General features: G+C 37.8%; 14 protein-coding genes, 2 other RNA genes and 1 other annotated feature. Of the genes, 15 read left to right on the top strand and 1 reads right to left on the bottom strand.

Features of this window, described 5'->3' with window-relative positions:
• Positions 1-312: 312 nt before the first annotated feature.
• From dpaL to JBW_RS12525, 9 genes are all read left to right on the top strand, one after another.
• A complete protein-coding gene (gene dpaL / locus JBW_RS12565) occupies positions 313-1,530 on the top strand; it encodes a diaminopropionate ammonia-lyase (protein ID WP_007952585.1) in 1,218 nt (405 codons plus the stop codon).
• 26 nt (positions 1,531-1,556) lie between these two features.
• The gene (gene ssnA / locus JBW_RS12560) at positions 1,557-2,885 is read left to right on the top strand and encodes a putative aminohydrolase SsnA (RefSeq protein ID WP_007952586.1); all 1,329 of its coding nucleotides are present in this window, start codon (positions 1,557-1,559) and stop codon (positions 2,883-2,885) included.
• A gap of 15 nt (positions 2,886-2,900) precedes the next feature.
• A complete protein-coding gene (locus tag JBW_RS12555) occupies positions 2,901-4,280 on the top strand; it encodes a nucleobase:cation symporter-2 family protein (protein WP_007952587.1) in 1,380 nt (459 codons plus the stop codon).
• Positions 4,281-4,326: 46 nt separating this feature from the next.
• A complete protein-coding gene (gene ygfK / locus JBW_RS12550; RefSeq protein ID WP_007952588.1) occupies positions 4,327-7,605 on the top strand; it encodes a putative selenate reductase subunit YgfK in 3,279 nt (1,092 codons plus the stop codon).
• A 64-nt stretch (positions 7,606-7,669) separates the two neighbouring features.
• On the top strand, positions 7,670-8,917 hold the full coding sequence (locus tag JBW_RS12545; RefSeq protein WP_007952589.1) for a YgeY family selenium metabolism-linked hydrolase: 1,248 nt from the start codon (positions 7,670-7,672) through the stop codon (positions 8,915-8,917).
• Positions 8,918-8,981: 64 nt separating this feature from the next.
• Complete coding sequence (locus JBW_RS12540; protein WP_007952590.1) at positions 8,982-9,986, top strand: ornithine carbamoyltransferase; 1,005 nt, start codon at positions 8,982-8,984, stop codon at positions 9,984-9,986.
• A 2-nt stretch (positions 9,987-9,988) separates the two neighbouring features.
• Positions 9,989-10,939 (top strand): carbamate kinase, encoded by a 951-nt coding sequence (arcC, locus tag JBW_RS12535; RefSeq protein WP_007952592.1) that lies wholly within the window; start codon positions 9,989-9,991, stop codon positions 10,937-10,939.
• A gap of 92 nt (positions 10,940-11,031) precedes the next feature.
• Positions 11,032-12,411 (top strand): dihydropyrimidinase, encoded by a 1,380-nt coding sequence (gene hydA / locus JBW_RS12530; protein WP_007952594.1) that lies wholly within the window; start codon positions 11,032-11,034, stop codon positions 12,409-12,411.
• Positions 12,412-12,912: 501 nt separating this feature from the next.
• A complete protein-coding gene (locus JBW_RS12525; protein ID WP_007952595.1) occupies positions 12,913-13,470 on the top strand; it encodes a gamma-glutamylcyclotransferase family protein in 558 nt (185 codons plus the stop codon).
• A gap of 103 nt (positions 13,471-13,573) precedes the next feature.
• Here JBW_RS12525 and JBW_RS12520 read toward each other — a convergent pair whose 3' ends face one another.
• Positions 13,574-15,136, bottom strand: coding sequence for a 2-isopropylmalate synthase (locus tag JBW_RS12520; RefSeq protein WP_007952596.1), 1,563 nt, complete (start codon positions 15,134-15,136; stop codon positions 13,574-13,576).
• Positions 15,137-15,228: 92 nt separating this feature from the next.
• Positions 15,229-15,455, bottom strand: a binding site (T-box leader).
• Positions 15,456-15,635: 180 nt separating this feature from the next.
• Here JBW_RS12520 and JBW_RS12515 point away from each other — a divergent pair.
• From JBW_RS12515 to JBW_RS12500, 6 genes are all read left to right on the top strand, one after another.
• Positions 15,636-17,360 (top strand): ABC transporter ATP-binding protein, encoded by a 1,725-nt coding sequence (locus JBW_RS12515; protein WP_007952597.1) that lies wholly within the window; start codon positions 15,636-15,638, stop codon positions 17,358-17,360.
• A 4-nt stretch (positions 17,361-17,364) separates the two neighbouring features.
• The gene (locus JBW_RS12510; protein WP_007952598.1) at positions 17,365-19,251 is read left to right on the top strand and encodes an ABC transporter ATP-binding protein; all 1,887 of its coding nucleotides are present in this window, start codon (positions 17,365-17,367) and stop codon (positions 19,249-19,251) included.
• Between the two features lie 164 nt (positions 19,252-19,415).
• Positions 19,416-19,589: non-coding RNA, 6S RNA (gene ssrS, locus JBW_RS24080), on the top strand.
• An 84-nt stretch (positions 19,590-19,673) separates the two neighbouring features.
• Positions 19,674-21,383, top strand: a complete 1,710-nt coding sequence (locus JBW_RS12505) for an amidohydrolase (protein WP_007952599.1) — start codon at positions 19,674-19,676, stop codon at positions 21,381-21,383.
• A 125-nt stretch (positions 21,384-21,508) separates the two neighbouring features.
• Positions 21,509-21,683, top strand: a non-coding RNA gene (gene ssrS / locus JBW_RS24075) — 6S RNA.
• A gap of 220 nt (positions 21,684-21,903) precedes the next feature.
• Complete coding sequence (locus tag JBW_RS12500) at positions 21,904-24,156, top strand: diguanylate cyclase domain-containing protein (RefSeq protein WP_007952600.1); 2,253 nt, start codon at positions 21,904-21,906, stop codon at positions 24,154-24,156.
• Positions 24,157-24,525 lie beyond the last annotated feature (369 nt).

Here is a 24,525-nt window from a genome sequence, read left to right as displayed (position 1 = left end):
TGATATAAACCTCTTGAGAGTTCTCATTAGAGGTTGGTGAGAGAATAAAAAAATGTAAAATGCGATATTTATCATATTGATAAAAAATATCATATTGATAAAAAAAACGGTAATTATCTTATATCATAGGAAAAATTTTTGCTTTATATTGTCTGATTGGCTTTAGGTATTACATGTACATTACTAAGTATCTAGCTGCTTCTTCCTATGCGAGCCTTAATATGAATAAGTATTTATGCTGTTATCTGATTTTTGGCATAGTTCTTGCAATATGATACGTATGGGATAATCGTGGAAAAGGAGCAGAAGTATATGGAACAAAAAATAAAATGGGCTATGAATGATTTGTTGGGAAAAACAGCAAAGGTTTCTATTAATTTTTTGAGTCAGAAAGAAATAGAAAAAGTTAAAAAATTTCATGAGAGTTTTCCTGAATATAGTCGTACACCATTGCGTAATTTAAAGAATTTGGCTACTCATTTAGGAGTGGCAGGGGTATATGTAAAAGATGAATCGTATCGTTTTGGCTTAAATGCTTTTAAAGTACTGGGAGGATCCTTTGCCATAGCTAATTATCTAGCACAATGTCTGGGCAAAGATATTAGCCAATTAGATTATAAAAATTTAGTTTCGGATGAGACACGTAAGCAGCTAGGCGAAATTACTTTTGCTACAACAACTGACGGAAATCATGGGCGGGGGGTGGCTTGGACTGCGAGCCGATTGAAACAAAAGTCCGTAGTATACATGCCTAAAGGGTCTTCCATTACACGACTCAACAACATTAAGGCAGAGGGAGCAGTAGCATATATAACCGAATTAAATTATGACGACGCTGTGCGATTAACATCTGAAAATGCCAAAAAAAATGGCTGGGTAGTCGTCCAAGATACTGCATGGGAAGGATATGAGGAAATACCTGCTTGGATTATGCAGGGATATGGCACCATGGCTGCTGAGGCTTTGGAACAATTACAGGAAATGAATGTTGACAAACCTACACATATCTTTATTCAAGCCGGTGTTGGTTCGTTAGCAGGTGCCGTACAAGGATATTTCTCCTCTGTGTTTGGTGAAGAACGGCCGCAAACAATCATTGTTGAATCTGATCAAGCGGATTGCTTATATCAGTCTATCCTAGCGAATGATGGTCAGCCTCATGCTGTTACAGGCGATCTTAATACGATTATGGCTGGCTTGGCTTGTGGTGAACCCAACACTATTAGTTGGAATGTTTTAAGAGATTATAGTGATAGCTTTGTTTCTTGTCCTGATTGGGTGGCAGCAAGAGGAATGCGCATTTTGGGAAGCCCGATAAAGGAAGATTTTCAAGTTATCTCAGGAGAATCAGGAGCGGTTACAGCTGGATTATTAGCTACAATCATGACCAATGAAAAGATGAAAGAGGTAAGAGCTAAGTTTGGTCTTAATAAAAACTCCAAAATACTCCTCTTTAGTACAGAAGGCGATACGGATCCTGAGAAGTACCGTGATATTGTGTGGGATGGTAAATTTCCTGCAAATGAGTAAATATAAAAGTAAGTGAGGGGATAGGCATGTTGCTTGTTGGCAATGGCAAGGTGATAACGAGGGATACGTGTCAGCCGTATCTGGCTGATGGTTGTGTAGTAATTCAGGAAAATATGATTATTGAAGTTGGCTTGACTCAAAAGATGCGGCAGCAATACCCTGATGCTGAATTTATGGATGCCAAAGGCAGGGTCATCATGCCTGGAATGATAAATACTCATATGCATTTATATAGTACCTTTGCTCGTGGCATGTCATCTAAAGACGCTCCACCACAAAATTTCGTGGAAATTTTAGAGCGTTTATGGTGGCGGATAGACAAGGCTTTGACATTAGAGGATATTTATTATAGTGCAATGGTTGTATTGATTGATTGTATCAAAAATGGTACGACCACCATTTTCGATCATCATGCTAGTCCAGGGGCAGTGCGGCAGAGCTTATTTGAAATGGCAAGGGCCACTCAGGCTGCCGGCATACGAAGCTGTTTGTGCTATGAAGTATCGGACCGGGATGGTAAGCAAATTATGGAAGACGGGATACAGGAAAATATCGAGTTTATCAATTATGCTACTAGTCGGCAAGATGATTTGACAAGAGGTATGTTTGGTCTTCATGCCTCTATGACATTAAGTAATGAGACCCTTGCAAAGTGTTCTAAAGTAAATGATGAATCAAAAATAGGTTTTCATGTTCATGTGGCTGAAGACGCTGCTGATCAAGTGGATTCAGTAAAGAAATATGGAAAACGAGTTGTAGAGCGTTTGGCTGAGTTTGGGATGGTTGGTCCCAAATCCCTTGCTATACATTGCGTTCATGTAGATGAACGTGAAATGGATATTTTACGGGTAAAAGGTACCAATGTAGTTCATAATCCTGAATCAAATATGGGAAATGCAGTGGGCTGTTCTCCTGTTCTTGCCTTAATGGAAAAGGGCATTACAGTTGGTTTGGGCACAGATGGTTACACCAGCGATATGTTTGAATCATTTAAAGTCGCCAATATCTTACATAAGCATAACCAAGGAAATCCTAGCGTAGCATGGGGCGAAATACCAACCATGGTATTTGAAAATAATCCCGCAATCAGCAGCCAGTATTTTTCTCATCCTATTGGCAAATTAGCTCCCGGTTGTTATGCCGATGTCATTATCGTAGATTATGATCCGCCTACTGCCTTACATGAAAATAATGTTAATGGTCATATTTTATTTGGTATATCAGGCAGAGCGGTTGTTACAACGATTATCAATGGAAAGATCCTTATGCTTGAAAGAAAACTAGTGGATCTGGATGAGGTTGAGATCTGCAGTAAAGCACGGGAGCTAAGCTCTAAGTTATGGTCTAGATTATAATAGCAGAAGAAATTATTGTATTTTGCTATTAGCAGCGTTGGTGAAATAAATAATGGGGTGATTGAAATGCCAGAAAACGTGTGTCATCCAGTAGATGAAAAATTGCCATTAGGGCAGACCTTTGTCTATGGATTGCAACATGTCTTGGCGATGTATGCTGGGGCTGTTGCAGTTCCTTTGATTCTTGCTAATGCGCTTAAATTACCAAATGACGTACTTATTTATCTTATTAATGCAGATCTATTTGTGGCAGGTATTACAACCATTATTCAGTGTATTGGGTTTGGCCATATTGGTAGTAAACTTCCTTTGATGCAAGGTGTGACGTTTGCTGCTGTAACGCCCATGATTATTATCGGGCAGACTCATGGGTTAACTAGTATTTTCGGTTCAACCATTGCAGCAGGTGTTATAACTTATCTGCTTAGTCCGTATTTTAGTAAACTACTGCGTTTCTTTCCACAGGTTGTTACTGGAACTATCATTACCATCATTGGTATTTCTTTATTACCAGTTGCTGTGAACTGGTCGGCTGGAGGTAATCCTTCTGCTCCGAATTATGCAAATGGTACCTATATTTGTTTGGCTTTTGTGGTACTGTCATTTATTTTGCTATTAAATCGTTATTGTAAGGGCTTTTTAAGTAATATTTCTGTACTCCTGGGATTGATTTTTGGTACGATCATTGCCATACCTCTAGGAATAACAGATTTATCAAAAATATCTCAAGCAAACTGGATTGGAGTTACATCGCCCTTTGCTTTTGGGCTGCCTACCTTTGAATTTTCCTCCATTTTAGCCATGACTGTAGTTATGCTTGTAGTAATGACAGAAACAACGGGTGATCTCGTTGCTATCGCTGAAATTGTAAAAAAACCTCTCCAACCAAATGATTTAACCAAGGGACTTCGGACTGATGGTATTGGTACATTAATTGGCGGAATATTTAATTCTTTTCCTCATACTGCATTTGCCCAGAACGTTGGTCTTGTAAGTTTGACAGGCATTAAAAGTCGTTTTGTTGTTGCCTCTGGTGGATTTATATTGATTGTCTTGGGGCTTCTACCTAAGGCGGCAGCTCTTGTAGCTGCCATTCCTAACCCTGTACTTGGTGGTGCTGGAATTGTCATGTTTGGTATGGTAGCTGCCAGTGGCATTAAGTCATTAGCAAAAGTAAATTATGAAGGGAATAAAAATTCTCTGATTGTGGCAGTGAGTGTGGGAGTGAGTATGATTCCATTGGCTGTTCCTAGCTTCTACCATACCTTGCCAGAGTGGGCAGGAATTGTTTTACATAGTGGTATTACGGGAGGTACCTTAGCTGCGATTCTATTAAATGCCTTCTTCAATGAGTTTGGTAGAATTATAAAAAAACAGGAGTCTAGTGTTGCGTAAGTAATGTTTTATATCAAATTCAAATGGATCAAGGAGGAAAATCTACATGTCTCACACCATGAAAGTTCAGCCTTTTGAAGTTATGCTTACATGGATTTTAAAGGAGTTTGAGGAAAAGCAGTCTATATTTGGGATACATCATTCTTTGTTCTACATTCCTTCAAAAGAGAGTCCTTATGCTGTTGAAAATATGTTTGGAAGTTATCTGGCAACTCCCATTGGTACTGCAGCAGGTCCACATACGCAATTGACTCAAAATATTATTTGTACCTGGCTGTCTGGTGGACGGTTTATTGAACTTAAGACAGTTCAGATTATGGATGAACTAGAAATCTCTAGACCCTGTATTGATATGGAGGACGAGGGCTATAACGTCGAATGGTCTCAGGAATTGAAATTGGATCAATCTGCGAATGAATATATTAAAGCTTGGGCATTGATTCATATTTTACACAACATGCTTGGTTTTTCACATCTTCCTGTTGGAACTATCTTCAATATGAGTGTAGGTTATAATCTGGAAGGAATAAAAAGCCCAGCTATGACTCGCTTTATGAATCGTATGACGGATGCCTCAGAAGAAATTGCTCAGATTAGAGCTATTCTTGAAGATCAGTTTCCGCAGTTCGCAGATCTTGAAATTCCTACTCAGCTTACCAATAATGTGACTCTTTCTACCATGCATGGCTGCCCTCCTGATGAAATTGGGAAAATTGCCTGTTACTTAATGGAAGAGAAAAAAATGCATACCACCGTTAAACTGAATCCTACCCTTCTCGGTAAAGAAAGGTTAATGAGCATTATCCATGATGATTTAGGTTATAAGGATATTGTCATTCCCGATGCCGTCTTTGCCCATGACTTGCAATATAAGCGTGCGTTAGAATTGATCAAAATGTTACAGAAGGTTGCTGCTGAGCAAAAATTAATATTTGGCATAAAATTAACCAATACATTAGCTATGAAAAATTACAAGGGTGAGTTACCCGGTGATGAGATGTATATGTCAGGTCGGGCGTTATATCCTATTGCAATGAATCTATATGATAAAATTCTAAAAGAGTTTCATGGTGATCTACATGTTTCCTATTCTGCGGGAGCAGATGCTTTTAATTTGACAGATATTTTAGCTTCTGGTGCAAAAAGCGTAACGGTTGCTTCTGATCTACTGAAACCTGGCGGCTATTCTAGATTTGTCCAATATCTAGAAAACTTGAAAAATGAAATGGCAAAGCGTGGCGCGAGAAGTCTAGAGGAACTTGCTAGCAATAAAATGGTTAATTTAGAGAAAGCAGCTGCAGAGGCACTAATAAATAAACGTTATAAAAAAAGTTATCATCCATATGATCTACCTAAAGTTGCATCTAATCTTGATATGTTTGATTGTGTAACAGCTCCCTGTATAGAACAGTGTGCAGTATGCCAAGATGTTCCCGAATATGCTTGGATGATTGCAAATGGCGAATATGATAAGGCTCTAGAGGTAATTTTAGCTCGTAATCCTCTGCCAGCAATAAACGGGTATATTTGTACTCATCTCTGTCAGACCCGCTGTACTCGGAATAACTATGATGAACCAGTAGCTATCAGAGCGTTGAAACGATTTGCTGTTGAAAAAGGCCAGGTTACAAGACTAACAAAAAATATGACCAATAAAAAGGCAGCAATCATTGGTGGGGGACCTTCAGGGCTGGCAGCAGCAGCTTTCTTAGCATTAAATGGTATTCAGGCTACTATTTATGAAGGAAAGGATAAAGCAGGCGGCATGCCGACGATAGCTCCGGCTTTTAGGATCCCTCAGGATGTAGTACAAAAGGATATTGATCGTATAACAGATATGGGGGTAAAAATAGTACTTTCTCATCCTGTTGCTACCCCTCCAGAGGAGTTGTTAAAAGATGGTTTTGATGCCGTTTATGTAGCTTGTGGTTTTGCGAAAGATGCTCGTTTGAACATTCCAGGAATGAAAGCAAAGGGTGTCTATTCTGCTCTTGAACTGCTAGAGCTCGTAGCCAAAGATGAAAAGCCGGATTTAGGTTCCAATGTTCTGGTAATTGGTGGTGGTAATACTGCCATGGATGCAGCTCGCACCGCTCAGCAAATTACAGGTAAACCAGTAACGGTTGTTTATCGGCGGACTAAAAAGGAAATGCCCGCTACAGATGAAGAGAAGCAAGAACTCTTTGAAGAAGGCAACTTACTAGAAGCACTTGCTACGCCAGTGCAAGTGCTTCTAAAAGATGGCCGGGTAGCGGCCCTGGAGTGCTTACGTAATCAGTTAGGTGAAGCCGATGCTGACGGTCGGAGAAATCCAGTAAGTATTCCAGGTAGTGAGTTTGTAATAAAAGCAGATTCTATTATTATCGCTATTGGACAAAGTCCGGATGTTACCTTTCTGAATGGTAGTTCCGTATTTCAACATAAAAACGGTACAATTGCTGTAGATGCTAAAACAGGCATGACAGATAAGACAGGGGTATATGCAGGTGGTGATGCTACTCGGGGACCAGCCATTGTGATTCAGGCTTGTGAGGATGGACGCCGAGCAGCGGAATCGATTTGCCAAGAGCTTGGTATTGTTTTTGAACAAGGGATTTGTCCAAGAACAATACTCTCTGAAGCAGAGATTTTAAAAGTAAAACAAGTTCGCGCCAGAAAAGAAGTCCAACTTAGACCTGATAGGCTTCCAGTGGCTGAGCGCATTGGTTTTAACCTTATTGAGCAAACCTTTACAGAAGAGGCTGCTCGTCAGGAAGCAGCTCGTTGTATGCAGTGTTCTACTTTCTGTGATAAGTGCGTTGAGGTATGTCCTAATCGGGCTAATTATACCTACATTATTTCACCGATAAGAACAACCTTATCCACACTTGCTTGTCAGAATGGCACACTGATGGTGGTAGGGAAAGAAAGTTATACTATTAATCAGCATCGACAGATTATCCATCTTGATGATTTTTGTAATGAGTGTGGCAATTGTGCTTCCTTTTGTGTTCATAATGGGAAGCCATATGTCGATAAGCCAAGGTTATTTCTCAGAGAAAATGATTTTAAACAAGAGAAAGATAATGCGTTTTACATCCAAGGAAATACCATTTATAGACGGGCGGACAGCATAGAGTCGAAGCTTTCTGTAGAGAAAGATGGAGCAATATTTGAAAATCCATTCATTACGATTCAATTATCTCCTGATTTTGCAATCAAGGAGATGGCATTGAAGAAAGACTTTACAGAGATACTTTCCTTGCGAGAAGCAGTTCAGATGGCGCTCATTTTCCAAGGTATTACCACTTCGTTGCCATTTCTATCCCCTAATTCTGCTACATAAAGAATTAAGGATAGCAAAAATAGTGATACATATTATAAAAAATAGTTAGAGAGGGGCTGACATTTTGAAAGTCGATTTTAACAATGTTTTAGAATTATCAAAAAAGTATGAACCTGATATGAGTAAGTTTTTGAGGGATATGATTGCTATTCCCAGCGAAAGCTGCCAAGAGGAAAAAGTGATACTTCGCATTAAAGAAGAAATGGAAAAAGTCGGTTTTGACAGGGTAGATATTGATCCTATGGGAAATATTCTGGGTTATATGGGTCATGGTAGACATTTGATTGCAATGGATGCTCATATTGATACCGTGGGCATTGGCAATCCTGAAAACTGGAAATATGATCCTTATGAAGGTTATGAAGATGACGAAATTATCATTGGCCGTGGCGGTAGTGACCAGGAGGGCGGCATGGCTTCCATGGTGTATGCGGGAAAAATCATTAAAGATCTCAAGCTGGAAGGGGACTATACATTAGTGGTAGTTGGCTCTGTGCAAGAGGAAGACTGTGACGGACTTTGCTGGCAATATATCATTAATGAAGATAAGTTGAAACCAGAGTTTGTTGTGATTACCGAACCAACAGACGGTAAGATTTACAGAGGTCAAAGAGGGCGTATGGAAATCAAAGTAGCAACGAAAGGTGTAAGCTGTCACGGTTCAGCTCCTGAACGCGGGGATAATGCAATTTACAAAATGGCTGATATTCTAAATGATTTGAAAGCTCTTCATGAAAATCTAGTGGATCATGATTTCTTAGGCAAAGGTAGCCTGACAGTATCGGAAATTTTCCATACTTCACCTTCCCGATGTGCTGTGGCTGATAGTTGCTGGATTTCTATTGATAGACGATTGACTGTGGGTGAGACAGGTGACTATGCAATTGGGCAGATTAAAAACCTTCCCTCTGTAAAAGCTGCAAATGCAGAAGTTACCATGTATCTATATGAAAGACCTTCTTATACGAACTTGGTTTATCCTACCGAATGTTATTTCCCAACATGGTTGATTGAAGATGAACATCCCGTTTGCCACGCCGTAGTTGATTCTTATAAAGTCTTATTTAAAGAAGAGCCTCAAGTAGACAAATGGACATTCTCTACCAATGGGGTTTCGATTATGGGGCGTTATGGTATTCCTTGTATTGGTTTTGGACCTGGACATGAAGATCAGGCTCATGCACCAAATGAACGAACTTGGAAGAAAGAATTGGTCAATTGTGCCGCAGTATATGCAGTTATCCCCATGATTTATACTGCCGAATATGCTGCTAAAATGCCTGCTCATACTGCAAACCTTGTAAATAAATAATTTTTGTTTTTTATTAAAAACAATTTTATCTATAAAATATAAAAAATTTAGGGGGATTATTATTATGCAAACCATTTTTCGTGGGAGACATTTCATCAACTTGGAAGATTTCACTAGAGAAGAAGTAGATACCATGCTCGAAGTGTCATTTGATCTTAAGAAAAAATTTGCTATGGGTATTCCTACGAATTATTTACCAAATCAATCTATGTTCTTAATGTTCTTTGAGCAATCAACTCGCACTAGGAACTCTATGGAAGCTGGCTTTGCTCAACTTGGTGGGCATGCAGGTTTTCTTGATTCTAGCAGCATGCAAATTGCACATGGTGAAAGTGCAAAAGATACAGCTATTATCCTTTCTCGTTTTGGTCATGCTATTGCTTGCCGTTATTGCAACTGGGGTTATGGTAATAAATATCTGAATGAAATGGCTAAATGGTCCCATAAACCTATCATGAACCTACAGTGTGACCTCTACCATCCGTTTCAAGCATTAGCGGATTTAATGACCATGAAAGAAAAACTTGGTGATTTAAAACGTGTAAAGGTTGCTATCATTTGGGCGTATGCTGAAAGTCATAAGAAACCAATTTCTGTGCCTGTATCACAATTGTTGGCATTCCCTCGTTATGGCATGGATGTATGGCTGGCCCATCCTAAAGGTTGGGAACTTCCTGATTGGGTCATTGAACAGGCTAAGGAAAATGCTGCTACATATGGCGGTACTGTAACAGTCACGAATGATGAGGCCGCAGCTTATGAAGGAGCACAAATTGTTATTCCTAAAAACTGGGGCAATTGGGTTAATGACCAAACAGGCGTTGCTGCTTCTGGTGCTGTTTCTGTTGTTGATGATAAACTTATAGCGCAAAAATCATGGAAGTGTACTGAGGCTAAGATGGAAACTGCAGATAAAAATGTAATGTATATGCACGCTTTGCCTGCTGATAGAAATAATGAAGTTGAAGATTCTGTGATTGATGGTCCTCATTCTATCGTATATGATGAAGCTGAAAACCGCCTTCATACTGCAAAAGCCGTTATGACTCTCTTAATGGGTGGCCGATAAGGATGAATAAGCTGGCTGTTATCGCTATAGGAGGTAATTCTTTGATTAGTGACAATTCCCATCAAACTATTGAAGATCAGTATAGTTCTGTTTGTGAAACTGCACGAAGTATTACTGGCATGATGGAAAAAGGCTACAATGTAATCATCACTCATGGTAATGGTCCTCAAGTAGGTTTTATTCTAAGACGATCCGAAATTGCGACCGAGATAGCAGGAATGCATCCTGTGCCTTTGGTAAGCTGCGGTGCAGATACGCAAGGGGCTATTGGTTATCAGATACAGCAGGCTATGGATAATGAATTTAGTAGAAGAGGTATTGATAAGTCTGCCGTTACCATTGTCACCCAGGTGATTGTTGATGCTAAGGATTCGGCTTTTGAAAATCCAACAAAGCCTATTGGCTCTTTTTATACGGAAGAGCATATTCAAAAGATCAAAGAGGAAAATCCTACTTGGGTGATGGTAAGTGATGCTGGCAGAGGATATCGTCGTGTTGTTGCGTCCCCTTTCCCAAAAGAAATTGTCGAGATTGATATTATTAGTAAGTTGGTTGTAGAAGGATATTGTCTTGTGGCAGTTGGCGGCGGTGGTATTCCTGTTATTAAACAGGCTGATGGTACATTAAAGGGAATTGACGCGGTTATTGACAAGGATTTCGCTTCCAGCTTGCTGGCAACGCAAATCAATGCAGATGTACTTATTATTTCAACAAGTGTACCTTTAGTGTATCTGAATTATGGTAAAGCGGATGAAAGAGCATTGGAGAAAGTGACTTTAAATGAATTGAAGCAATATGTTCAAGAAAATCATTTTGCTCCTGGCAGTATGTTACCTAAAATTCAGGCTGTAATAAGTTTCTTGGGAAGTGGCGGTAAAAAAGCCATTATTACTAATACTGAGTCTTTGGAAGCAGCGGTATCTGGAAAAACTGGTACACATATATATTCATAGTTGTTAAACTGGTAATTGTTTTACACCGAATAGATAGACTGCAGAGATACTACAAAGGTGAGTATCTCTGTAGTTTTAATGGAGGCGCTATTGTGGGGATTGTTTTGCGTGGTGGAACCATTGTAACAGCTGTTGATTATTATAAAGCCGATGTTCGTATCGAAGGTGAAAAAATTGTTGCTATCGGCAAGGAAATTATTTTACCAGAGGATATAATCTTGGATGTAGAAGGGCATCTTTTACTTCCCGGAGGTGTTGATGTCCATACACATTTTGATTTGCCAGTAGGCAATACTGTCACTGCTGACGATTTTACCAGTGGTACGCAAGGGGCAATCATGGGTGGGACAACAACAATTATTGATTATGCAACCCAATTTAAAGGTCAAACCCTCAAGGAGGCTTTGACCAACTGGCACGCTAAGGCTCAAGGAGCGTGTTATGTAGATTACGGCTTCCATATGGCCATAACTGAATGGAATGATGATATAGCTGAGGAAATAGGTTGGTTATCACAAAGCGCTGGGGTAACTTCAATTAAATTATATATGGCTTATAAAAATTTGTTGCAGGTTGATGATGATATTTTATTTCAAGCCTTAGTTAAAAGTAAACAGTGTGGCGTGCTAGTTTGTGTCCATTGTGAAAACGGGGATATGATCTACAATTTAGTAAAGCGATATCGCAGTCAAGGGAATGTAACGCCTTATTATCATCCTCTATCTCGCCCTATTGTGGCAGAAGAGGAGGCTGTTTACAGGATTATTGCTTTAGCACATGCTGCCCAATCGTCAGTTTATATTGTACATTTAAGTTCAAATAATGCTTTGCAAGTTGTGATGAATGCAAAATGTAGGGGTAATCGAGTTTATGCTGAGACATGTCCTCAGTATTTATTGTTAGATGAAAGTTTTTATAGCAAAGATCATTTTGAAAGCGCCAAATATGTTATATCGCCTCCCTTGCGCAAGAAAGAAAATCAGGATTTTCTTTGGCAAGGCTTACATGATGGAATGCTTGATGTTGTTGCCACAGATCATTGTTCTTTCAATTTTCATGGACAGAAAGATGCTGGTTTGCATGACTTTAGTATGATCCCAAACGGTATTCCAGGAGTGGAGAATCGCTTAGGACTCCTCTACACCTATGGTGTTGTCCCAGGAAAAATCAGTATAAATACATTTGTTAATGTAACTGCAACTCAGCCAGCAAAAATTTTCGGACTATTTCCTCGTAAAGGAACGATAGCACCTGGCAGTGATGCTGATATTGTAGTATGGGATGTGAATGATGTTTCAGTAATTAGCGCCCAAGCCCAGCAACAGCGAGTTGACTATACACCTTATGAAGGGTTTCAACAAAAAGGCAAAGCTTTACACGTTTTTTTGCGAGGGCAACAGGTTGTTCAGAATGGCAATTTGTGTGACGGAGACCCTCAGGGAATTTATTTGCTACGTAAGTTGATAAGATGAAGGAATATTTCAAGATTACCCTTAGTAGGCCTTATCTAAGGTTTGTGAAAAGGAGAAGATATGGATCATTTCTCAAATATATTACAAAAATTCAATCATTATCAATCGACGGAAATTATAACAAGGGATTAGGGACAAGCTGACTGAAGAAGGTATCGCAGCAGAAATTTTATCATGTCTGCGAGCTCCCATTGGTCTTGACCTTGGTGCTAGGCATGGGACTTCTGGACAGACACGGATGAAAAAGCAACTGAAATATATCTTACTTAAAATTTTATTAGACATATCTCTTACTTTGAGATATGATGTTCTAAAAGGAACTAAAAGAGAATGAAGTAGTGAAGCAATGGCGCTCCAAGACAATTTGTATTGTTTTTGGCGCTTTTTTATTTATTGCTATGCTTGATAATACAAAATGCTGCTGAAGATATGCTCTGCTGCACTGATAGCGGCTTAAAAAACTTGCAGATCATGAGTATAAAATAAAAGGGGTGTAATCATATGGGAACAACCATTCCAACTCGTCTTTATTTTGCCTATGGATTTAATCTTAATTTTGAAAGAATGAAGCAAAAATGCACTAAGCCTCGTGTACTTGGCATTGCCCGATTACCGGGGCATAAGATTGGGTTTTACGAAAATTCTGTTATCTGGGATGGAGCCGTAGAAACTGTTGTTCCTGATACTCAAACTCAATCGGAAGTGTGGGGAGTGTTGTATCAATTAGAATCTTATGATTGGGAACAATTAGATAATTGCGAAGATGCGAGGTTAGATGGAACTGGGGAATATTTTCATTATCCGGTGGAAGTACTTGATGAACAAAATGGAGTCAGAGAAGCAAGTATTTACAAGAAAGCCAGATTGGGAGAACCTAAGCTGCCTAGCACTGAGTATTTGGATATAATTATTCAAGGGGCAAAAGAGCAGGGATTACCTGAAAATTATATAGCAACCCTAGAACATCTTACTTCAAAGCCTGCTTCTTATGCTGTACCTCGGCAACGAGGTCAGAGTAAGCAGGAGGCTTGTGGAGAATGTGATGGGTGTTTAGAGTGATTAAGTAAAGTATAATTGCCTTATAAAAGGCATACAGCTCTTACTTCAATAGAAGAAGGAGTTGTATGCCTTTTTGCAATAGTAAATTATCAAGTATTGTACGTTATTTTTCGTTACCAATGTCTTCAATGATAATCGTGTTTACACCATTCAAGAACGCTAATGCGCTGGCTCTTATAATATCTGTGTCGACTGCTTTAGATGAATAGACTTTATTGTTATATCGTATTTGTAAATTGACTCGTCCTAGGGCTTCTTTGCCTCTAGAAACACTAGTTATCTTATATTCCACTAATTCGATGTCAAAACCTACAATGTTTTTTATGGCTGTATAAAGCGCATCAATAGGACCATCTCCACCTGCGCTGTCTTTAAAAATTTCTTCACCACGTTTTAAGCGTATACTTGCAGATGGAAAACTATCATTACTGATTACTTGGGAAGCCACGAGTTCATATAATTTTCCGCTTACCGTGTGTACTTCTGCTTGGGTATTGCCTTGCTCAAAATAGTAGCGGTCAACAAGATAGTAGAGGTCATGAGTATAGACCTCTTTCTTTAAGTCCGCAAGGTTCAAAAATTTGTTGAAAAGATTTTCGAAGTCGTTATTTTCTATGTCTTTGTGTATTATTTTGCTGATAGCATCTTTAAAGGCGTGCCTTCCCGATCTGGCTGTTAAAATAAGCTCCATATTTTCCACGCCAACATCTTCAGGTCTAATAATCTCATAGGCATCACGAGATTTTAGCAGACCATCCTGGTGTATGCCAGAGGAATGAGCAAAAGCATTGTCACCGGTAATTGCTTTGTTAACTTGGATATCTAATCCCATTAAAGTACTGACAAGCTTTGAGGTCGTTTTGATTTCTTGCAACACCACATTGGTGTGAGCATTGTAATAAGAGGAACGTAGCTTAAGACCCACTGCAACCTCTTCTAATGCTGCATTGCCTGCACGTTCACCAATACCATTTAAGGTACATTCTACTTTAGTAGCTCCATTTTTGACAGCGATTAAGGTGTTGGCCGTGGCAAGGCCTGTATCATTATGACAATGTACACTTAATATTACCTTATCATTTAAATTTTTTAGTCTATAATTAATTTTATTAATTAGTTCGCCAAATTCTTCAGGGACTGCATACCCAACCGTATCAGGGATATTAATCATGGTGGCGCCAGCTTTTACTACTTGTTCAATTGTTTTCCAGAGATATTCAAAATCACTTCTGGAGGCATCTTCTGTAGAGTATTGAACATTGGGAAGTAATGTCTTTGCATATCGTACGGCATCAACGCCCATTTCCAAAATTGATTCCTTGGATTTATTAAATTTTTTCTCAACATGAATCGCAGAAGTTCCTAAAACGATATGAATGAGGGGATTTTGCGCATATTTAATGCTTTCATAGACTGCATCAATATCTCCTTTAACAGCCCTTGCTAGAGCAGTAATCATCGGACCATCGATAATTTCCTTGGCAATCCTTTGTACAGAGTCAAAGTCACCTTTAGAAGAAGACGGGAAACCTGCTTCAATAATATCTACATTTAATTTTTTAAGTTGATGAGCAATTTCAAGTTTTTCATATATATTGAGTTTTGCACCAGGTACTTGTTCGCCATCTCGTAAGGTTGTATCCAATACTAATACTCTTCTACTCATTAAAAATACCTCCCAAGTTTATTTTATATAATTCATGGAGATTTTTAGTGACTAATCCGGATTTAGACACTAAAAAACCTCGTCTCTACTATAATAGAGACGAGGTAAACTCGCGGTACCACCCTAATTGATTCAAAAATGAATCCCCTTTTTCGATGGCAAACACCATCTATCCCTGTAACGGTGGAATTCCGGCACACCCTACATTATCGGGCTGCAGCTCATGGGTGAGTTCAATGCATGAAATTTACTGAATCGCACCAACCTTCAGCTCTCTGAAAATTTCTAAACATTTATTATTCCCAATCATTACCTTTAACTATATTGTTACTTATTCTAATCATTAAAAGACTTCTTGTCAATAGAATATAAAGAAAAAAATAAAAAAGAATCTTGAAATACAAAGTGCAGCGATTCTTAACAACTATAATATATAGTGTATAATGTACTATAGTTGCTATTAGTAGTATACTTTGAAACTTTCAAGGAGATTGAAGGCATGAATTTTTTTAGTCGTTACACAGGAAAATATGGTAAAAAATTTTTTCTAGCTGTATTTTTTGTAATGTGTGAGACGGTGTGTGATCTTATATTGCCGGCGATTATGGCGCAAATTATTGATGTGGGGATAGCTGGGAAGAATATGGAATATGTGCTTTTAAAAGGAGGTTTCATGCTCTTTATTACAGCACTAGGAGCCATTGCAGCGTCTTTCCGCAATATTATATCGAGTACTGTTTCGCAAAAATTTGGAACTGAACTGAGATTGGATTTATATAAAAAAATTCAAACATTGTCTCTTGAAAATATTGAACACTTTGATAGAGCTTCTTTGGTAACTCGCTTAACAAATGATGTTACACAAATTCAGACTCTTGTAAATGGACTCATGAGAATCTTTATCAAGGGGCCTTTTTTGTGCATCGGAAGTCTTATTATGGCAATACAACTCAATGCTAAATTAACATTGATCTTGGCAGTGGTCATTCCGATTGTGGGTATATTAATCCTTATTAATATGAAATTTGGTTTTCCTTTTTTTATAAAGGTTCAACAGGTTCTTGACCAGTTAAACAGTGTAATGAGGGAATATTTATCTGGTGTCAGAGTTGTAAAGGCGTTTAATCGATTTGATTATGAAGTAGAGAAATTTAATAAAGCAAATCAAGAACTCCAATTAAAATCTGTTAAAGCGATGCGGATGATCTCTGTTTTTGGGCCAGGGATTATGCTTACGGTAAATTTTGGCATTGCAGCAGTACTTTGGTTTGGAGGAAAGTATGTACATTTAGGAGAAATGCAGGCAGGTCATATTATTGCATTTATTAATTATATGACACAAATGTTATTCTCATTGCTGCTGATTTCTATGGTTTTTAATATGTTTGTGAGAGCAAAAGCATCAACAGAGCGTATTATTGAGGTATTTGCTCAAGAAAATAAGATGAAGTGGGATCTTTATCCTAGTGAAATGGCGGCTATTAAAGGCAGAATTGATTTTCAAAATGTATATTTTTCTTATGGAAAAATGAAGGAAGAGGCAGTTGTTAAAAATGTTACGATGACCTGTATGCCAGGAGAACGGGTTGGGATCATTGGTTCTACAGGTTCAGGCAAGAGTAGTCTTATTCAGTTAATTCCTCGTTTTTATGATGTAACTTCTGGTTCTATCAAAGTTGATGGGGAAGATGTGAAGGAGATAAACCCAAAGTGGATACGAGAGAAAATAGGTATTGTGCCTCAGAAATCTATACTATTTACTGGTACCATTATGGATAATATAAAATGGGGAAAAGAAAATGCTACGGTGGAGGAAATAGAAACTGCAGCTAGGATTGCGCAAGCCCACGACTTTATTATTGCATTACCTGAAGGGTATCAAACAAAAGTTGGGCAAGGTGGCGTCAATTTTTCTGGTGGACAAAAGCAGCGACTGGCGATTGCAAGAGCGTTTGTTAAAAGGCCAGAAATTCTTATTTTAGATGATGCAACAAGTGCTGTTGATGTGCTTACAGAAGAGAAAATAAAAGAAGCCTTTAAACAATATGCAAAAAATCTTACTTGTCTTATTATTGCTCAGCGGATTATCTCTGTCATGGATTTAGATAAAATAATAGTACTTGATCAAGGGGAAATTGTGGGTATTGGCAAGCATAGTGAACTGATGGAAAGTTGTGAAATTTATCGAGAAATATTTTACTCACAAGTAGGTAAGGAGATGTAGTGGTATGTCTCAAAAAGATGAGCAGAAAACAGAAGGCAAGAGTCAAGAGCGTAATTCGTCGAATTCTGATAACGTGGGAGGAATACGGAGAAGTCTGAGTGGACGCCGTGGAAGAGGCCCAATTGTTAAACCTAAAAATTTTCTAGCAACCTTTAAGCGATTATGGTATTACATAGGTAAGGAAAAAAATGTGTTAGCCTATATTTTGTTATTTCTAATAGTGGAGTCGTTCCTTACTCTATTAGGACCTTATTTGATCGGCCTTTCTATTGATACGATATCTGCTTCCAATGGATTTGTTGATTTTAGTGCATTAGAAATAGTGGTGATGGCCTTAATTTTTGTATATGTAACTAGTGGAATTTTGACTTTTTTACAGGGATGGCTTATGGCAGGGATGTCCCAGCGGATTATTACAGATATGAGAAGGGTTTTATTTAAAAAACTTCAATCTCTTCCTGTTGCCTTTTTTGACATTCATCCTCATGGAGAATTAATGAGCAGATTATCGAATGATATTGATAATGTTAGCGGAACGATATCTCAGTCAACGACACAATTATTATCTGGTTCCATTATGATTATTGGTTCTCTGACGATGATGATGGTGTTGAGCCCTTTTCTTACTGTAGTCAATTTACTTACTGCTTGTTTGGTGATTTTACTTGCTCGTGTTATTGCTAATAAAACAAGTAAATTATTCAAAGAGCAGCAGGCAGAACTCGGGAGATTAAATAGTCATATTGAAGAAACAATTTCAGGAATACAGATAGTAAAGGCGTTTAATCGTGAGGATAAGGTAATTGCAGCGTTTGATGATGTAAATATGAAATTATGTGAAGTAGGCTTGAAAGCACAAATTTGGTCAGGATTTTTAATGCCGCTTATGAATGTAATTAATAATTTTGGAATTGCTCTGATTGCTATTATAGGTGGTATTCTAGCAATAAAAAGTATAATCACGATTGGTGTTATTGCTAGCTTTTTAAGCTATTCAAGACAATTTGCAAGACCTTTAAATGATTTGGCGAATATATTTAACCTTTTACAGTCTGGTATTGCTGGTGCGGAGAGAGTATTCGAGATTCTTGATGAGCAAGAAGAAACCGCAGATCTGCCAAACGCTATGATATTAAACAATCCTAAAGGACATGTTGTTTTTGAAAATGTTAGTTTTGGTTATCGACCAGATGTTTCAGTACTGAAAAATGTAAGCTTTTTGTCGGCAGAAGGTAGTAGTACTGCGCTAGTAGGACCTACAGGTGCAGGAAAAACAACGATTGTAAACTTAGTTACTCGATTTTATGATGTAACCAATGGACGGATATTAATTGATGGAATTGATGTCAGAGAGTATACAAGAGATAGTCTGAGGCGATGTTTTGGTATTGTATTGCAGGATGCATATTTATTTTCTGGTACAATTAGAGAAAATATAAAATATGGAAAACCTGATGCAACTGATGAAGAAGTGGAAAATGCAGCAATAATGGCTAATGCACATCGTTTTATTTCAATGCTTCCGAAGCAATATGAAACTCAACTATCAGAAAATGGCGCAAATTTAAGTCAAGGTCAAAGACAGCTTCTAGCGATTGCAAGAGTGATCTTATCCAAACCGTCGATTCTTATTTTGGATGAGGCTACAAGCAGCATTGATACTCGTACCGAAATACATATACAGGATGCCTTGCTAAAAATAATGCAGGGACACACAAGTTTTATCATTGCTCACCGATTAAATACCATTCGTGGTGCAAATAATATTTTAGTAATTGATCATGGTGAAATCGTGGAAGAAGGTAACCACGATTTCTTAATCCACAACGAAGGAGTCTATTATCAGATGTTTTTTGATCAGTTTAAAATATTGAGAGAATACAAAGTTTAGGATGTAGAAAATTCATATCTTGAAACGCAAAAATGCGCATTTAAAAGAATAAGCACGTATCATGTATATTAACCTTCCTAAACCGAAAAATGCTCCTAAAACTAAATTATAAAGGACTTTGCACTAGTACGATTCATATGATATTATGTATACACATAGTAAAAAGATGCCTGAAATGCACGTTATCTTTTTTATGTCCAACCTACTTTTATAACTGGGGAATCTAATGATATCTGGCTGCCGAGCCATCATTGAGTGGAAGGCAAAAGCATGTCTAGGATGCCCACCTGCGAGCTGCAGGTTTGGACATATCAAAGAGACGATATTATGGGCTTTATTCTTTCTATTGAAAAAGGACTTATCAGAGGGTAAGTCTTTTTTCTTTATATGAAATGTTGCGAACGGGCAAGGGAAAAGGCAGGGTGAATATAAAATTGATCAATCGTATGTTAGCTGACATCGTATTGAAAAATGGTGTAGTGTATACTGTTGATGAGCAAGAACAGATACATCAAGCAGTGGCAATTAAAGATAATACAATTTTGTTTACGGGCAGCGATAAGGAAGTGCAGAATTTTATAAGTAATAAAACTCAAGTCATTGATTTGGGAGGGAAGATGGTACTGCCTGGTTTGATCGATAGTCACATTCATCCACCCGGGTTATCTTTATCAGAGCTTTACGAAGTTCAGCTATTTAATATAAATAGCATAAAAGGATATGTGGAAGCTGTAAAAAAGTTTATCGCGCAGCATCCAGATGTTAAAATGGTTTATGGCAGAGGCTGGTCATGGGGTATATTAACAGGTGAAGAGTTGATTAAAGGACCTCGCAAAGAATATCTCGATGCCATTACGATCGAGATCCCTATCGTTTTACGAGCACATGATGGCCACACCCTATGGGTAAATTCCAAGGCCTTAGAAATAAATGGTATAACTTCTGAAACAGAAGTACCTCAGGGCGGCGTTATAGAAACGGATCAGAGTAATGGTGAGCTGTGGGGAACACTAAAAGAATGGGCTATGTGGCTGATTGCTTTGCCTGAATATAGTTTGGATCAATATATTACTGCGATGACTGCTTTTCAGAAGAAGATGCATCGTTTTGGTATTACGAGTATTCTTTGTATGGCAAGCGTGCCTTTTGATGTCATCTTTAAAGCTTGTGATGAAATGCAAAAAGCGAAACAACTGCAACTGCGTATTCGTGGCGCTATGACGGTTAATGCCAGAGAGAATCTGCTTAGCCAAATTGTGCATATTAAAGAGTTGAGGATACAGTATCAGACTCCTTTGCTCCAAGTCATTACTGCAAAGTTTTTTACGGATGGGGTAATTGAAGGCTGCACAAGTTATTTACTAGAGCCTTATAGTATAAAAGCTGGAAAAGGGGCGAACTACTATGGTGATTTTCTCTGGGAAATGGAAAATCTAAAGAATGCTTTTTATACAGTAAATCAGTGTGGTATGCAAATTCATGTTCACTCGACGGGCGATGGTTCGACTAGAAAGGTATTGGATGCTTTAGAATACGCTAATAATAATACGGCAGCAGGGGACTATCGTAATACTATTACCCACTTACAGCTTGTAGATCAAAAGGATATATTGCGCTTTAAAGAACTGAATGTAGTTGCTAGCGTACAGCCATACTGGCAATTTAAAGGTCCTAACTGGTGGTATAATGTTGATTATCAGTTCATAGGTGAACGTGCTAATCTGGAATTTCCTTTAGGTACTTTTTTTCGCGAAGGGATCACTGTAGCGTCTTCTTCCGATTATCCTGCCACAGCTGTGCCCAATCCTTTCTTAGCGATGGATGTTGGTGTCACACGTAATATTGATAACGGTACCTCACATGGCATAGAAGATATTACAGATATGGATGATGAAAGGTATCTTTTAAATAAAGGCGAACGAGCCACTGTAGAGCAAATGATCAAAAGTTTTACTATAAATGGTGCCTATACTTTATTTATGGAACATGAAATTGGTTCTATTGAAGTGGGTAAGTTTGCTGATCTGGTGGTAATTGATCAAAATTTATTTGTGGTGAATCCTATCGATATAGATAAAACGAAAATCATCATGACCTTTTTTGATGGTAAACTAGTATACAAGGCGGATTAACTTCGTTTTCTATGCAAATGGCTTTGCATCTTAATAATTGATATGGTATTATATATTTAATGTTGAAAGAAGGTTTGATGCCAAGAACATTCTAAAGTCAACGGATGTATAATTATCAGAAAATGATCTACCTGTGATATATGTTATCTTATATATGTCCAACCTACTTTTATAAATAGGGAATCTAATGATCTGGTAGCTGTCGGACCTCCTTTGAGTGGATGGCAAAAGCCAATCTGTGATGCCCACCTGCTAGCGGCAGGTTTGGACATATAAAAGAAACGATATCATGGGTTTACTTATTTCATTAGCGAAAGAAGGATTCTATTATAGAATCCTTCTTTCGCTTTTATTTAGACTTCAGTCTGTTGAGTAAGTGAAGGCGCACGAGACAAAAAGCCACCTGCTATGCGCGCCCGTTTGACGGGTGGTAATGTTTGGATTTTCGCAGGAAAAAGGAAAATATTGTCGAACTAAAAAATAACAATCTACTCAGTTATAGAAGTAAGGAGTTGATATTATGTTTCAAAATAAATATTCTATTGGTTTCAAAATCACGTTAATGTATATAGTTATTAGTGTCTTATGGATATTATTTTCTGATTATTTAGTAAACAGTCTCGTTTCAGATCCAGGGATGGTTATTAAAATAGAGGTTGTAAAAGGATGTTTTTTTGTAGCGATTACAGCCTTAATGCTGTATCGACTCATTTCCCGTAATTCTAGGCGCCTTAAGGAATCTGAAGAGCAAATGCAGAAGAAAAATGAAGAGATTATGACAACATATGAGGAGTTGCTTGCTTCTGAAGAAGAATTAAAACAGCAATTTGATGAATTATTGTATAGAGAGGAAAAAATAAATCGGCGAAATGAATGTTTGTATGCTTTGCATGAAGCATCCATTGCCCTCATGCAGGGTTTTATGGTAGATGATCTTTTAAAGATTGTAGTTAGAAAAATGATGAAGATAAGTGGAGCTCAATTTGGGTATATCTACTTACTTAGTGAGAATGATAATTCTATGATATCAAAAGTTATAGAAGGATTTGCGCTAGATCAGATCCAGGGGAGTGTAAAAAAAGGTGAAGGTATTATCGGTACAGTATGGGAAAGCGGAGATGTCGTCATTGTTCCAAAATATCATGAATGGGAAGACCGATTACGCGACCCGGTTTATAATCTTTTGAAAGCCGGTATTGGTATTCCTTTAAAAGCCGAGGGGAAAGTAATTGGTGTCTTTAGCATGAATTATACAGTGGAGCATGTTTTTGATAAAGAAGAATTACAAATGTTAAAAAGTTTTGCCGAGATCACATCTATTACCTTAGGGAATTTTCTATTATATGAAGCGTTACAAAAAAGTCAACGCCGGAATCAAAGGTTAATTGATGCGTTGCCAGATTCGATATATCTTTTGGACTGTTCTGGTATCGTACTTTCTTATAAAAACGGTAAGGAGTTTACTTCAATAATTCAAGAAGAGAAAATTGGTGAAAAATTAGAAAATTTCTTAATGATGGAGAATCCGCAAATTTTGGCAGAGAAGATTCAGCAAGCGCTTATAACAGAAAAGATTCAATTTTTTGAATATCAATATCAAGAAATGAAAACCATCAGATATCAGGAAGTACGAATTATAGCGATTAATGCCAATGAAATTATTGCCATTGTCAGGGATATTACCCAACGAAAAGATATGGAGGGTAAACTTCACTATTATGCTTTACATGACAGAATGACCGGATTATATAATCGAGTGTATTTTGAAGAGCAGTTGCAGGAGTTGGATAGAAATTGCCAGAGTTCTATTGGAATTGTGATATGTGATATTGATGGTCTTAAATTAGTAAATGATACTTTTGGACATCAGGCTGGTGATGAACTTATCATTAGTGCTGCTACGATCATTAAAGAGTGCTTTTCAGGAATTGCTGAAGTAGCAAGGGTAGGTGGTGACGAGTTTGCAGTGATATTGTATAATTCAAGCAGTATAGATATTGATGAGATTTGCCAGTGTATTCGTCGGCGGGTTAGTGAATTTCGTGAGACTAATACTAAAATTCCTCTTAGCATTTCCATTGGATTTAGTGTTAAAGCTTATCCTAAGCAAAGTGTAGCTGATGTATTTAAAGTTGCTGATGATAATATGTATCGGGAAAAATTACATAGCAGCCAAAGTATTCGGAGTTCCATCGTTAAGACTCTTAGCAAAGCTCTGGAGGTTCGAGATTTTGTTGATGATGGGCATACTGATCGATTGGAGATCTTAGTCGTAAAGTTGGCAGAAGCGATAGGAATAGAGTCGAGTAGATTACCTGACTTACGTCTTTTAGGTCGTTTTCATGATATTGGTAAAGTAGGCATACCTGATTACATCCTTTTTAAATCGAGCCGCTTATCAGATGAAGAGTTTATAATTATGAGACGTCATTGTGAGATCGGCTATCGAATGGCTCAGTCTTCCGGTGAGTTATTGCCAATTGCGGATTGGATATTAAAACATCAAGAATGGTGGAATGGAGAAGGATATCCGCTAGGAATCAAGAATGAGGAAATACCTTTAGCGTGTCGCATCTTATCTATCGCCGATGCTTTTGATGCAATGACGAATGATCGTCCTTATCGTAAAGCCATGAAGCATGAAGAGGCTATAGCTGAGATTGAACGTTGTGCTGGTACACAATTTGATCCTAATTTAGTACCGCTCTTTAAGCAGATTGTTGCTGCGGAATCTGACAAGCTAAAAGAAGTTCGTCATGTAATTCAAATTTGAATTGTATATATTACTATTTTTATAAAAATAAATAAGATCATAATTTCCAGTAATATCTCATAAAATACTCTTTATAATAGCTTATAAGGAGGCGCTATACTTGTTAATTCATATACAATGCGGAGGTACAGTACATTTTAATAGCTTTGGTATGGGAAAATGTTTAGGATGTGGCAGGATTATTAACGTGCGAATATCTTCTAAATGAATCTATATTTAGAAGATGTAATAAGAGTGTTAATAGGACCTTAGGTTGTGATGAAATAAAATCACAGCCTTTTTTGCATAAGAAAATGCTGTTGTAACTAAAAAAATGCAGTCAAAATTATTTAATTTGAATTAAATAATTAAATTCAAATTAAATAATTA

The organism is Pelosinus fermentans JBW45, assembly GCF_000271665.2.
Taxonomy (GTDB): domain Bacteria; phylum Bacillota; class Negativicutes; order DSM-13327; family DSM-13327; genus Pelosinus; species Pelosinus baikalensis.
This window is presented reverse-complemented; position numbering and strand designations above follow the sequence as displayed.